This window comes from Pseudomonas sp. GW822-FHT06B12 (genome assembly GCF_058799675.1).
In genome coordinates this window covers 336,855-349,644 of sequence record NZ_JBXALR010000001.1, presented here as the reverse complement: position 1 = coordinate 349,644, position 12,790 = coordinate 336,855, and the positions used below count along the sequence as shown (strand labels likewise).

The window sequence follows — 12,790 nt, the reverse complement described above, 5'->3', positions numbered from 1 at the left end:
CCAGTCAGTCTTCAGAATTCAGAGGTACAGCAGCCAGCTGTGCTGCGGATCGTTGTGGAACTGCCAGACCCGTTTCGGGCCGGCCATGACATTCAGGTAATACGACTCGTAGCCATAAGGCACGCTAACCGGGTGATACCCCTTGGGCACCACCACCAGATCGCTGTTTTCCACGGCCATGGCCTGATCGATGGAACGGTCATCGGTGTAGACCCGCTGAAAAACGAAGCCTTGCGGCGGGTTGATCTGGTGGTAATAGGTCTCTTCGAGAAAGCTTTGGTGCGGCAAATCGTCGGTGTCATGTTTGTGTGGCGGGTAGCTCGACGAATGCCCGGACGGCGTGCGCACTTCCACCACCAGCAGCGAATGCGCAGGCTCGGTGTCCGGCAGGATGTCGCAGACGTAACGGGTGTTGGCACCCTTGCCACGGATGCTGCGCTTCATGCTTTCAGGTGTGATCAGCCGTGGGCCTAAACCTGCCGATGTCGAACCGGGAGCGGCGCACACGGCAATCTGTACATCGCTGAGGGCAACCACCTGCGCCTGACTGCCGGGCGGCAGGTAAGCGGCGAACGGTGACTTGTCTTCGAACACCGAATGGCGGTCGCCGATGTTGTCCCAGTTGAACCCGCCCTGCCCTGGTGCCTCACCGCTGATATCAACCCGGCCGCTGAGCAGCACCAGACACAACTCTTTGTCACCTGCACTGACCGGCAAGGTCTCGCCGAGGCTCAGGCGGTAGGCGGTGAAACCGACGTATTCCAGCGCGCCGGCAGCCAACTCGACCATGGTCCGGCCCTTTGCGTTGCTCTTGACCAACAGGCTCATTGTCCGGTCCTCTGATCGAGCAAGGCGCGCAAGGTCGCGTAACCCTTCTTGGCATAAACGTAGCTAGGCGCGACGGCCGGATCCTGCTCGGCTTCGACCACCAGCCAGCCGTGATAATTGGCGGCCAGCAACACATCGAGCAGCGCGGCAAAGTCGATATCACCGTCGCCCGGTACGGTAAACGTGCCGTTGATGATGCAGTCCGGGAAGCTCCAGAGATTGTTGCGCGCCAGTTGCACCACCGGTTTACGCACGTCCTTGAAATGCACGTGGCAGATGCGCCCGATGTGTTTGCGCAGCACCTCGAGCGGTTCGCCGCCGCCCATGTAGCAATGGCCCGAATCGAACAGCAGACCGACTTCGCTGCCGGTCAGCGCCATCAATTTATCGATGTCCGCCGGCGATTCGACGTAGGCGCCCATGTGGTGGTGATACGCCAGACGCACGCCCTGGGACAGGGTGAAACGCGCCAGCTCAGTGAGTTTGTCGGCGTATACCTGCCAGGCCTGCTCGGTGTGGAAACGCGGCCGCTCGACCAAAGGAATAGGTTGGCCCTGGATCGAATCGGCGACTTCGCCGTACACCAGCACCTTGGCGCCGTTTTTCGCCAGCAACTCGACATGACTGCCGATGGCGTCGATTTCTTCAGCCACCGAACGCCGCGCCAGGCGGCTGGAATACCAGCCAGAGACCAGCGCCAGGTCGTAAGGCCGCAGCACGTCGGCCACACCTTTGGCGTCCTTGGGGAACTTGCCATTGAGTTCAAAACCTTCGTAGCCGATTTCCTTGCCTTCGCTCAGCGCTGTGCTCAGCGGCGTTTCCCCACCGAGGGCCGGCAGGTCGTCGTTGCTCCAGGAAATCGGGTTGATGCCAATTCGGATAGCGGGCATGGCTGCACCTTTTATTGTTTTTACATAACCATTGAATGCGGCGCGAAACCCTGTGGGAGCGAGCTTGCTCGCGATGGGGCCTTCAAGGGCGCCAAAAGCATCGCGAGCAAGCTCGCTCCCACAGGTTCAGTGTTCACACATTGAAAATGTTCAACTCCGAGCCTTGCGCCAGGCATTGATGAGTTCGACAAACGTGCCCTGCACTCTCTGGATCAGCGCTTCGTCATCGATCTCACCGGCCAGCCACGCTCGGCTCGGTTCCTGGAAAATCGTCCGGCCTACTGCAAACCCTCGGCAGGTCTTGCTCTGGCTGGCTTGCGCAAAACCTTCGGCCAACGCTGCAGCCGGTGCGTTCAGGCCCAGCAGCACCACGCCTCGGCAATACGGGTCGCGCTCCTGGATCAGTTCGTCGAGCTGTTTCCACTCATCGCTGCTTTGCGCCTCGATCTTCCACCAGGCCGGGAAAATGCCCAGGTTGTACAGGCGCTTGATCGCGCGATAGAGCACGTCCGGATGCGCTGACGGATGATCCTTGGGCGGGATGATTTCCAGCAGCAACTCATGGCCGCTGACTTGCGCCGCCTGATACAAACCCTTGATCTGCGCCTCCTGTTCCAGACGCAACAGCGGTTCGTCGTCCGGGTGAAATTGCACCAGGCACTTGATGATTTGTTCCTGCGGCCAGGCGATCAGGTTGCTGCCAATCGAGCGACCATGCTCGAAGGCCAATGGCCGTGAACCTTGCACTTCCACCGGCCGCGCCACCCACCAGCCGCGACCGGTGGCGGCATTCAGCGAGTCCTGGCCGAAACGCTGGTCAGCCAGCAGACCGACATCGGCCTCTATACCCTGCCGACGCAAATCCGCTTCGACCCGCTCCACGGCCTGGATAAACAACTGCTTGAGCTCGCCAATACTGCTCAGGTCGCGACCGCCCTTTTGCGCCAGTTCCACCAATTGTCCGCGATGATCGAAGGCAAAAATGAACAGTTGCTTCCAGGCTTTGCGCGGCACGCTGACCTGATGCAAGCGTTGCAACACCACGTCCTGATCCGGCCGGGTGATCGGCACCGGGCTGTTGAACAGGTAATCCAGTTCGGCGCGGGTCGGCATCGCCGGGGCGCACGCATGACGTGAAACCACCAGGCCGCCGCAAGCGTTGGCCAACTGGCAGCAGCGTTCATCGCTGGCATCCTCCAGCCAGCCACTGAGGAAGCCCGACATGAACGCATCGCCGGCGCCCAGCACGTTGAGCACTTCGACCCGCACGCCGGGATAGATCGCGCCGTCTTCGAGACGAACCGGAATCCCCCCGTGAATCACCGTGCAGCCTTGCGGCCCGAGCTTGACCACCAACGTCGCTGCTGTCAGGCGACGGACGTTACGCAGTGCGCTCAACAAGTCCTCGCTGCCACCGGCAATCAAAAACTCCTCTTCGGTGCCAACAATCAGGTCGAATCGCGGGAGGATTTTCTGTACGTGCTGGCTGACCTGCTGGTCGGCGACAAAACGGGTTTCGCCATCCGCCTTGCCCGCCAGGCCCCAGAGAACCGGGCGGTAATCGATGTCGAGAACGCGTTTGACGTTGTGCTTTTCGGCGTACTCCAGGGCCTGGAGGCTCGCCTTGTAGACGCCGTCGGTAGAGAAATGGGTGCCGGTGATCAGCAAGGCTTTGCTGGAGGCGATAAAGGCTTCGCTGATGTCTTCGGCGCGCAGGGCCATGTCGGCGCAGTTTTCGCGGTAGAACACCAACGGAAAGGTTTCGCGGTCCTTGAGGCCCAGCAAAACCATGGCGGTGAGGCGCTCCGGATCGACCTTGATACCACTGACGTCGCAGCCTTCGCGGGCCAGCGACTCGAGCAGGAAGCGGCCCATGTGGTCGTCGCCGACCCGACTCAACATCGCCGACTTCAGTCCCAGCCGGGCCGTGCCAAACGCAATGTTGGCGGATGAACCTCCCAGGTACTTGGCGAAGCTTGAGACATCCTCCAGCCGCGCACCGACTTGCTGCGCATAGAGGTCGACGCCAAGGCGCCCGAGGCAAATCAGATCCAATTGACGCCCACTGGCAAAACGAGTCTGGCCCATGCTGGCTCCTGTTATTTTTATCAGCCTGCGTTCGGGGCGGAGGTAGCGCCGAACGCTCTTGGTGGACGCAGACTAAAACGGGTGGCGCCCATAAATCAATATTTATTCCATTAAATTTTTACGTGGAATATTTTTTCCAATAAACTTCTACAGAAGCGCTCCAGACACAGTGCATCGTTTCAGCACATGTCTGGCTGACCCACGGCTCAAGATTTTATTCACGCCTACCCTGTAGACTGCGCACAGCCAACCTATTGTCATGGGCAACGCTTCACCGAGCGGCCCTATAAGAACAAGCCAGAAGGATCATTTATGTCCCGCACCGATCAGCCGGCTACCGCCGAGACCACGCCGCAAAGCGACCTCGCCAGCCCCCCGATCAATGCCGAGCGCTTGCTGCAGCTGATCACCGACGAATACGAAAGCCTGCCGCGCCAGCTCAAACGCATCGCCAGCTACATGAGCCAGCAGAGCGACCGGATCATGGTCGACCGCATCAGCGACATCGCCCGCGAATGCGAAGTGCACCCCTCGGCCATCGTGCGTTTCTCGCAGCGCTTTGGCTTCAGCGGTTTCAGCGAAATGCAGGCATTGTTCCGCGAGGCGTACACCCACAAGACCACGCCGGTGCAGAACTACCAGCAGCGTATTCGCAGCATGATCGCCAACAAGTCGCAGAAGGCCAGCGGCGGTGATCTGGCGCGCGAGTGCATCAACGCCACGCTGTCGGGCATCGAACGTCTGAGCCTGGAGCTGGATGACCAGTCCTTCGAGAAAGCCGTGGACCTGGTGGTGAATGCCGACAACATCTACGTGGTCGGGGTACGCCGCTCATTCGCCGTGGCCGATTACCTGGTGTACAACCTGCAACACACCAACAAGCGCATTCACCTGGTCTCGGGACTGGGCGGCAGCTACCGCGAGCAAATGCGCAGCGTGCGGGCCAATGACCTGGTGATCGCCATCAGCTTCACGCCCTACGGCAAGGAAACCCAGCACTGCCTGCGCATTGCCCAGCACCATCAGGCGAAAACCCTGATCATCACCGATAGCAACCTGTCACCGCTGGCCAAACGGGCGAACACGGTGTTGCTGGTCAATGAAGGTTCCTCGTTTGCGTTCCGCTCCTTGAGCGCGACCTTGTGCCTGTGCCAGGCACTGTTCATCGCCGTGGCCTATCGCCTGGAGCTGAAGATGGATGAAATTCACGAGCAGGTCGGGTTCGAGGACTGACCCTCACCGTCATGATGGGTATGGGTGTGGGCCTGCAACGAGCTCGGCACCCCGGCGCGAACCAACCCGCCCTCTTCGATCCAGGTCAGGGTCGATTGATAAGCGCGTTGCAGCAGTTGATCGGTCTGAGTGAAATCGAACACCGAAATCCCCAGCGGACACAGCGGCGCGACCACATGGATCGCTGCGCGCGGTGAGTACAGCTCAATGTCGCGCACCAGTTGACGCATGCTCATCAGGTTCAAGGTGTGCAACGCCAACGCCACCAGCCCTGATGGCGGACTGGGGCAGTCACAACCGAATCCGGTCGGCACCACCACAACCCGCGTCGCTCCCAGGTACACCGCACTGGCAATCGGCGTATTGCTGGCAACGCCGCCGTCGATCAACAGCTTGCCGCCGATTTGCACACACGGAAACACCAATGGAATCGCCGCACTGGCCAGCAACGCCTGTTCGGCACTGCCGCTGGACAGCAGTTCTTCGGCGCCGGTGAGCAAATTGGTGGTGACGATGTACAGCGGCAGTTCGGTGTCTTCGATCTGCTTGAAGGGTAACGCCTTCCGCACCAGATGCTCCAGCGCCGCAGACTGCAACAGAAAGCCTCTGCGCCGAAAAATCGCCGACAGGCTATCGAACAGCGAAAACGGAAACACATCGGACTTGCGCAAGCCACGCCAGAAGTCCGCCAGCTCGGCCACCCCTTGCGCAGTCGGTCGCGCAGCAAAGTACGCACCGTTGATGGCGCCGACCGAGGCACCGATCACCAGGTCGAACGACACGCCCGCTTCGACCAGCGCTTGCAACATGCCGACCTGAACCGCACCGAGGCTGCCACCACCGGCGAGGACGAGTGCAGTTTTTTCCGCGGGCATGGCAGACCTCCAGAACCACTCGGGTACTTAGACTCTCCAGCATAGCGGCTGGGCCCGATTGCACCGGGTTCGCCGACAGCGCATCAAGCGTGTGTGGCACTGGCGAAGGTCACGGGTTTACCGCTAAATTGTCGGCGCACTGTCTACGCATGATCAAAGGAGCTGTACATGAAGCTGATCGGAATGCTCGATTCACCTTATGTAAGACGCGTCGCCATTAGCCTGAAGTCGCTGGACATCCCGTTCGAGCACGCCTCGGTGTCGGTGTTTCGGCATTTTGCGCAGTTCCAGCAGATCAACCCGGTGGTCAAGGCCCCGACGCTGGTGCTGGACAACGGCGAAGTGCTGATGGACTCGACCTTGATCATCGACTACCTGGAAGCCTTGAGCGGACCGGACAGAAGCCTGATGCCGGCGCCACTGGACCAGCGCCTGCGTTCATTGCGGCTGATCGGCCTGGCCCTGGCGGCCTGCGAGAAATCGGTGCAGATCTATTACGAGCGCACTTTGCGGCCGGCCGAGAAACAGCATGAACCGTGGCTGGAACGCGTTGGCGGGCAGTTGCTGGCAGCGTATTCGGCGCTGGAACAGGAACTGGAAAAACAGCCACTGAAGACCGATGGCTCCATCGGGCAGGACGGCATCACCCTCGCGGTGGCCTGGAGCTTCAGCAATCTGGTGGTGCCGGATCAGGTCAGTGATGCGCAGTTTCCGAAGATCCGCGCATTCACCGCCTACGCCGAACAGCTGCCGGCGTTCATCAGCACGCCGATTACCTGAGACTGACCTGTGTGGCGCAGGCTGCGATCTTTGGGGGCAGCCAACGCTTAACTGACAGGAAAATACACGCCACGGGGCTTGCGGAGTCGTAGGCGGCGACGAGGAAGGTTGTGCTCTGTTTGATGGTCGCTCCTGCTCCCCCCCGCATACTCCTGCGACGGATGAATACTGCTGTCGTCAAGCCCACTCAGGTCTAGCATCTCCGTACCTGTCCATGGGTGTAGCAAATCACTCAAGTACACCAGACGACTATTAACATAAAAAATTCAAACACAGCCAAAAACAAAACACCCTCCAACCCAAATAACGAAACACCCTCTAACATCCTGCTGATTGCCACATCAATCAACTTAGAACTAGCATCAGTCCGACGCCAAGACTCACCAGCAGGTAAAAACAATGATCGCCCAGTTACTTGATAGCCGTCTGCCCTCAGAACACATCATGACCTCTCTAAAAACACTGGACATGTACGCGGAGACAAAAAAACTGGTCGAGAAATTGCGCAAGCAAAGCCAATCCAACAATAAACAGGCCAGACAAGCCGACATCTTGAAAAACACCAACTACCACACCAAAAATATTATTCTGCTACGGGCCGACGCTGGCAATATAAGCATCAAGACTCCAGACAACACTTCATCCACGTCCCCGCTTTACTCGGTCCCGGGCCGCAGCTTATTATTTTCGGCCAACAATCAGCCTTTTTCGATTCAGCGCTACAGCATAAAAAATGACCGTCTGGCCCTCGAGGATCAGGTGACCGTAGACCCGCAGAATCCGCTGTATATCAATGGTCAGAATGAGCTATTTGACTATTGCCCTTCAACACATGAAGAGAAGGTATGTATTGGCAGCATCAACTTCCCTGACAAAAGCGCCGACCTCCATGTTTTCGATCGCTCCACCTTGCGAAAATCCGCGTGGTTCCCTCACGACGATAGCGCCGCCCGCTTTCTGGTGAGCCTGGAACTCATGGAAAACGTCGGGGACACATTAGTGCACACAGTGGCCGAGGAGCTGATTTACCACCCCCATCCTGCCGTAGCCTGGAAAGCATTTCAGATCATTCATCGGGAAAATCAACGGACCGCAGCCCGGCATGTGCCTATGCTACGGCAACGGCAAAATGCCAGGTTGAATGAGTTGCTGGACTTTAATCTGAATTACACCGAATGAAATTGGAACAATTTATTGAGCGCATCAAGCACTATGATCTGGCGCGAAACAAAAATGAAATAATCAATGACCTTAAAGCACTGTCAAAAAACAGAGCCCTGCTAGGTACACACCTGTTCAACACTATTCAACGCAACGGCTTCAGCACCCGGGACAGTTTATACAATCCCTATGTTTTCGTGCTGTACACCAGCGATACATTCTCTATACGTCTGGGATTCTGGCCTACCGTTTCGTCGCACGATGAAAGCGAAACATTCATATACGACCTGATCCACACACACGACTTTGAAATATATACAGTCGGCTACAGCGGCGACGGTTACAGATCAATAAAAAGAAAAATCCTTGGTCGCAGCCTATTAAGAGCCGGTGTCCGGCCACGATTAGGTACGCCTCAAGAAATAAAGCTGGCACCGGGAGAGGTTCTTCATATGCAGCCGTTTTATGACATTCACCACCAACTGCCGCCGGAAGCGCTTTCTTCGTCACTGAGTCTGATCGTTCATTCACAAATGGCCGCAAAAACGGAAGAGGCGTGGTGCTTCGATAAAAACTATGTACCCACACATGCCGGCATTGGCGCACAGGAAATTGCATTTTATGAAGAAACGTTATTCCTGTTTGATCACAGGTAGTTTGGGTTACCTGCTTTAACGATAAACCAGTAATCCCATGGACAAACGGATGACCCACTGCAACGCCCCCGCGGTTATGTGTGGGCAGTAGTGCTCGCTGTCCGACACCCCGAAGCAAGGAGAGTGACATGAGTAAGTTAACGAATGAGTGGAGTGATGTACCGTTATATCGGGCGGAGATCAATGTGATCAACACCCCCATCCATGACAGCCAGGAAGAGAATTGCTGGGGGCCGACGCCACGACTCAACATCGGCAATATTCACGAGATCAAAAAGTACTGGAAGCTGCCGGATGAGCCGTTGGTAGGGAACAAAAGGAGCCCAAAATACCCTGATTGACAATATGGCCGTCTCCGCCCTGGCACCCGTAACAGCGAAACGCCTCAAACCGCCCCCATCGCCACCCGCTGCACCAGGCCATCGGCATGGCAGATAACCCGGTTGCGCCCGGTAGTCTTGGCCGCATACAGCGCCTCATCGGCATCGTTGAGCCACTGCAGGGCTTCGCTGTGCATCGGGTCGAAGGCGGCCAAACCAATACTCAGGCTGACTTTCAACGCCGGATTTTGCTCGTAACCCAACCCCGAAAATCGATCACGCAAAGCGTCCATCGCCTGGGCAGCGTGGGCCAGAGGTACGTCAGGCAGGATCACGCAGAACTCGTCCCCGCCATACCTCCCGGCCACGTCACTCGCACGCAGGTTTTGTTTGAGGATTTTGCTCAGCTGACGCAACACGATATCGCCGGCCACATGGCCGTAACTGTCGTTGATGATCTTGAAGTGGTCGATGTCGATCAAGGCAATCGCACCGCCCCGTTGCTGGCGCTGACAACGCTGAAACTCGACGTCCAGCGCATCTTTCCAGGTGCCGTGATTCAACAGCCCCGTCAGGCTGTCGGTGCGGCTCAGGGCCAGCAATTCGCGTTTGTGTTTACCCAGTGTGTGGGCCTGGCGAAAGCAGATCCAGCCCAGCATCAAGGGGTACAGCGTCAGCAACGGTAAGCAGGCATACAGCTGAACCGGACTGGTCTGAGGGATGAACACGGGGAAGAACAGCAGTAACCCAACAGCCATACCCAGCAGTTGGGCCACTGTACCCGCGAGCAGAAAACGCAAGCCACCGAGGGCGACGTTGTTCATCGCCATCATCGACAACGTGGCGGTGCTGGGTAAGGGATTGAACTGCATGGCAGCGACCCAGAACCCACCCATGAACGCGTCGATCAAAATATTGCGGTGTTCGCCACGATAGGGCGATGGCGAGCGGCGCGCACATTGATAGGCCAGGTGCGGCCAGACAAGGCCGTTGAACAGCATCAGCGCCAACAGCCAATGCGGTGGATTGAGTGGGATGATCGCCGCGCCCACGCAGAGCAGGCCCAGGACCATCCCCAGGGTTCGCGACGTGTAGAGCCTCCTTGCCAGTGAAAGTCCCTTTCCTCCGTTTTGGTGCATAGGGGGACAAAGCTCCTCTTCACAACTGACCTGAAACTTCGAGTAACTCAGACAGCGATGTCTGGAAGTCTATCAGGGCGAGATCAAATAGCCATCACCGCCCGGCGGCCCGAAATAGCCCTGTCGGCAGGCCTACTGTCGAAAATTTGACTATAAATGACAAGGGACCCGCATCGACATTGATCGCCGCTCCCGTGAAAACCGGCAGCTGCCGAAGGCTGCGTTCAGCAGCGGCTACGGACTGTGTGAGAGTTGTCACCCCATGAACATCCTCTACGACGAACGCATCGACGGTGCCCTGCCCCCGGTCGACAGGGATGCCTTGCTCAATGCCTTGCGCGAGCAGGTGCCGGAACTGGACATTCTCTACCGCGAAGAAGAGCTCAAACCCTACGAGTGCGACGGGCTCTCGGCCTATCGAACCACGCCGATGCTGGTACTGCTGCCGCGCACTCTTGAGCAGGTTCAGGCCGTGCTCAAACTCTGCCACGCCCGTCAGGTGCCCGTGGTGGCGCGTGGCGCGGGCACCGGGCTGTCCGGCGGCGCATTGCCGTTGGAGAAAGGCGTGCTGCTGGTGATGGCACGCTTCAACCAGATTTTGCAGATCGACCCCGCTGCCCGCACGGCGCGGGTTCAGCCGGGGGTGCGCAATCTGGCGATTTCCCAGGCCGCAGCGCCGTTTGGCCTGTATTACGCACCAGACCCGTCCTCGCAGATCGCCTGCTCGATTGGCGGCAATGTCGCGGAAAACGCCGGTGGCGTGCACTGCCTGAAATACGGCCTGACCGTCCACAATGTGCTGAAACTGGAAGTGCTGACGATTGAAGGCGAACACCTGACCTTGGGCTCGGACGCGCTGGACTCAGCGGGTTTTGACCTGTTGGCGCTGTTCAACGGCTCCGAGGGATTGCTGGGCATCATCACCGAAGTCACGGTCAAACTGCTGCCCAAACCGCAGGTGGCCAAGGTGCTGCTGGCGAGTTTCGACTCCGTGGAAAAAGCCGGAGGCGCCGTGGCGGATATCATTGCCGCCGGGATCATCCCCGCAGGTCTGGAGATGATGGACAACCTGGCCTTGCGCGCCGCCGAAGACTTCGTTCACGCCGGTTACCCGGTGAATGCGGAGGCGATTCTGCTGTGCGAACTCGATGGTGTCGAAGCCGATGTGCGCGACGACTGCCTGCGGGTTCGCGCCGTGCTGGAACGGGCCGGCGCCAGTGAAGTTCGCCAGGCCCGCGACGAGGCGGAACGGGTGAAGTTCTGGGCCGGACGCAAAGCTGCGTTCCCGGCGATCGGGCGCTTGTCGCCGGACTATTACTGCATGGACGGCACCATCCCGCGCTGCGAGTTGCCAGCAGTGCTCAAAGGCATCGCTGAGCTCGCGAGTGAATACGGTTTGCGGGTGGCCAACGTGTTTCACGCCGGCGACGGCAACATGCACCCGCTGATCCTGTTCGACGCCAACCAGCCCGGCGAACTGGAACGCACCGAAGCCCTCGGCGGCAAAATCCTCGAACTCTGCGTCAAGGTTGGCGGCAGCATCACCGGCGAGCATGGTGTCGGCCGGGAGAAAATCAATCAGATGTGCGCGCAGTTCAATAGCGACGAGCTGACGGTTTTCCACGCGGTAAAAGTCGCCTTCGACGCCAAAGGCCTGCTCAATCCCGGCAAGAACATTCCCACCCTGCACCGCTGCGCCGAGTTCGGCGCCATGCATGTCCATAACGGGCAACTGCCCTTCCCCGATCTGGAGCGTTTCTGATGCGTGCCGAACAGGACCGGGACGCCAGTGCGGAGTTACTGGAACAGATCAACCAGGCCCGGGAGAATGCGACGCCGTTGCGCATTCAAGGCGCCAGCAGCAAAGCCTTCCTCGGTCGAGAAGTCGCTGGCGAAGTGCTCGATACCCGCATCCATCGCGGCATCGTCAGTTATGACCCGACCGAACTGGTCATCACTGCCCGCTGCGGTACACCGCTGAGGGAATTGCTGGCAGCGCTGGATGCGGCCGGGCAAATGCTCCCCTGTGAACCGCCCTCCTTCGGTGAAGACGCCACCGTCGGCGGCATGATCGCTTCGGGGTTATCAGGTCCGCGTCGCCCGTGGGCCGGCTCGGTGCGCGATTTCGTCCTCGGTACACGGCTGATCACCGGCAACGGCAAGCCGCTGCGTTTTGGCGGTGAGGTGATGAAAAACGTTGCTGGCTATGACCTTTCACGGTTGTTGACCGGCAGCTTCGGTTGCCTCGGCGTGATCACCGAAGTCTCGCTCAAGGTCCTGCCCAAACCGCGCCAATGCCTGAGCATCAGCCTGGAACTCGACAGCGCCCGGGCCTTGAGCAAACTCGCCGAGTGGGGCCAGCAACCGCTGCCCATCAGCGCGGCGAGCCATGACGGGGAGCAATTGCACCTGCGGCTGGAGGGTGGCGAAGGTTCGGTCAGCGCCGCCCATCAGCGCCTCGGTGGCGAGGTGCTGGACGCTCAATACTGGGAGGCGTTGAATGAACAACAACTGGCATTTTTCGATGAAGGCTTGCCGCTGTGGCGTCTGTCATTGCCCAACAACCTCGGCCCGCTGACGCTGCCCGGCGAACAACTGATTGATTGGGCCGGCGCGCAACGCTGGTTGAAATCCGAGGCGCCGAACATTCAGTCGCTGGCCGCTGATCTGGGCGGCCATGCGACGTGCTACAGCCACGGTGTCAGTGACAGCCCGTTCCAGCCGTTGGCGCCGGCGTTGCTGCGTTACCACCAGCAGCTCAAGGCTCAACTCGACCCTCAGGGGTTGTTCAACCCTGGCCGGATGTACGCGGAGTTCTGA

The 12,790-nt window shown here is 58.9% G+C and carries 12 protein-coding genes; 7 read left to right on the top strand and 5 right to left on the bottom strand.

The features are described from left to right. Positions 1-18 precede the first annotated feature (18 nt). The 3 genes from iolB to AC1RKH_RS01690 form a co-directional block, all read right to left on the bottom strand. Entirely contained in the window at positions 19-828 is an 810-nt protein-coding gene (iolB, locus tag AC1RKH_RS01700; protein ID WP_493060840.1) for a 5-deoxy-glucuronate isomerase, read from the bottom strand. Beyond that, positions 825-1,718 carry a myo-inosose-2 dehydratase gene (gene iolE / locus AC1RKH_RS01695; RefSeq protein ID WP_493060839.1) on the bottom strand — a complete coding sequence of 298 codons (894 nt, stop codon included), beginning with the start codon at positions 1,716-1,718 and terminating at the stop codon, positions 825-827. The genes iolB and iolE overlap by 4 nt, the downstream gene beginning before the upstream one ends. Before the next feature lie 150 nt (positions 1,719-1,868). Continuing rightward, entirely contained in the window at positions 1,869-3,806 is a 1,938-nt protein-coding gene (locus AC1RKH_RS01690) for a bifunctional 5-dehydro-2-deoxygluconokinase/5-dehydro-2-deoxyphosphogluconate aldolase (protein WP_493060838.1), read from the bottom strand. Between the two features lie 312 nt (positions 3,807-4,118). On the opposite strand from AC1RKH_RS01690, the gene AC1RKH_RS01685 reads away from it, so the two are divergent. After that, positions 4,119-5,039 (top strand): MurR/RpiR family transcriptional regulator, encoded by a 921-nt coding sequence (locus AC1RKH_RS01685; RefSeq protein ID WP_493060837.1) that lies wholly within the window; start codon positions 4,119-4,121, stop codon positions 5,037-5,039. On the opposite strand, the gene AC1RKH_RS01680 is transcribed toward AC1RKH_RS01685, so the two are convergent. Next, the gene (locus tag AC1RKH_RS01680; protein ID WP_493060836.1) at positions 5,012-5,914 is read right to left on the bottom strand and encodes a patatin-like phospholipase family protein; all 903 of its coding nucleotides are present in this window, start codon (positions 5,912-5,914) and stop codon (positions 5,012-5,014) included. The two genes, AC1RKH_RS01685 and AC1RKH_RS01680, sit on opposite strands and share 28 nt — an antisense overlap. Positions 5,915-6,082: 168 nt before the next feature. Here AC1RKH_RS01680 and AC1RKH_RS01675 point away from each other — a divergent pair, with 168 nt between their 5' ends. The 4 genes from AC1RKH_RS01675 (at position 6,083) to AC1RKH_RS01660 (ending at position 8,852) form a co-directional block, all read left to right on the top strand. Then, positions 6,083-6,694 carry a glutathione S-transferase gene (locus AC1RKH_RS01675; protein WP_493060835.1) on the top strand — a complete coding sequence of 204 codons (612 nt, stop codon included), beginning with the start codon at positions 6,083-6,085 and terminating at the stop codon, positions 6,692-6,694. Between the two features lie 399 nt (positions 6,695-7,093). Then, positions 7,094-7,873, top strand: coding sequence for a hypothetical protein (locus tag AC1RKH_RS01670; protein ID WP_493060834.1), 780 nt, complete (start codon positions 7,094-7,096; stop codon positions 7,871-7,873). Then, the gene (locus AC1RKH_RS01665) at positions 7,870-8,511 is read left to right on the top strand and encodes a transposase (RefSeq protein WP_493060833.1); all 642 of its coding nucleotides are present in this window, start codon (positions 7,870-7,872) and stop codon (positions 8,509-8,511) included. Before AC1RKH_RS01670 ends, AC1RKH_RS01665 begins: the two co-directional genes overlap by 4 nt. A gap of 128 nt (positions 8,512-8,639) precedes the next feature. After that, positions 8,640-8,852 carry a hypothetical protein gene (locus tag AC1RKH_RS01660; RefSeq protein WP_493060832.1) on the top strand — a complete coding sequence of 71 codons (213 nt, stop codon included), beginning with the start codon at positions 8,640-8,642 and terminating at the stop codon, positions 8,850-8,852. Between the two features lie 44 nt (positions 8,853-8,896). Here the strand turns inward: AC1RKH_RS01660 and AC1RKH_RS01655 are convergent, their stop codons facing one another. Beyond that, a complete protein-coding gene (locus AC1RKH_RS01655; RefSeq protein WP_493060831.1) occupies positions 8,897-9,970 on the bottom strand; it encodes a diguanylate cyclase in 1,074 nt (357 codons plus the stop codon). 262 nt (positions 9,971-10,232) lie between these two features. Between AC1RKH_RS01655 and glcD the strand changes: the two genes are divergently transcribed. After that, positions 10,233-11,732: a glycolate oxidase subunit GlcD gene (gene glcD / locus AC1RKH_RS01650; protein WP_493060830.1), complete on the top strand. Its 1,500-nt coding sequence runs from the start codon at positions 10,233-10,235 to the stop codon at positions 11,730-11,732. Next, the gene (glcE, locus tag AC1RKH_RS01645) at positions 11,732-12,790 is read left to right on the top strand and encodes a glycolate oxidase subunit GlcE (RefSeq protein ID WP_493060829.1); all 1,059 of its coding nucleotides are present in this window, start codon (positions 11,732-11,734) and stop codon (positions 12,788-12,790) included. The genes glcD and glcE overlap by 1 nt, the downstream gene beginning before the upstream one ends.

Bases quoted from the DNA above. Each gene is read 5' to 3' on its own strand.
- iolB (WP_493060840.1), bottom strand. From the start codon at position 828: ATGAGCCTGTTGGTCAAGAGCAACGCAAAGGGCCGGACCATGGTCGAG.
- iolE (WP_493060839.1), bottom strand. From the start codon at position 1,718: ATGCCCGCTATCCGAATTGGCATCAACCCGATTTCCTGGAGCAACGAC.
- AC1RKH_RS01690 (WP_493060838.1), bottom strand. From the start codon at position 3,806: ATGGGCCAGACTCGTTTTGCCAGTGGGCGTCAATTGGATCTGATTTGC.
- AC1RKH_RS01685 (WP_493060837.1), top strand. From the start codon at position 4,119: ATGTCCCGCACCGATCAGCCGGCTACCGCCGAGACCACGCCGCAAAGC.
- AC1RKH_RS01680 (WP_493060836.1), bottom strand. From the start codon at position 5,914: ATGCCCGCGGAAAAAACTGCACTCGTCCTCGCCGGTGGTGGCAGCCTC.
- AC1RKH_RS01675 (WP_493060835.1), top strand. From the start codon at position 6,083: ATGAAGCTGATCGGAATGCTCGATTCACCTTATGTAAGACGCGTCGCC.
- AC1RKH_RS01670 (WP_493060834.1), top strand. From the start codon at position 7,094: ATGATCGCCCAGTTACTTGATAGCCGTCTGCCCTCAGAACACATCATG.
- AC1RKH_RS01665 (WP_493060833.1), top strand. From the start codon at position 7,870: ATGAAATTGGAACAATTTATTGAGCGCATCAAGCACTATGATCTGGCG.
- AC1RKH_RS01660 (WP_493060832.1), top strand. From the start codon at position 8,640: ATGAGTAAGTTAACGAATGAGTGGAGTGATGTACCGTTATATCGGGCG.
- AC1RKH_RS01655 (WP_493060831.1), bottom strand. From the start codon at position 9,970: ATGCACCAAAACGGAGGAAAGGGACTTTCACTGGCAAGGAGGCTCTAC.
- glcD (WP_493060830.1), top strand. From the start codon at position 10,233: ATGAACATCCTCTACGACGAACGCATCGACGGTGCCCTGCCCCCGGTC.
- glcE (WP_493060829.1), top strand. From the start codon at position 11,732: ATGCGTGCCGAACAGGACCGGGACGCCAGTGCGGAGTTACTGGAACAG.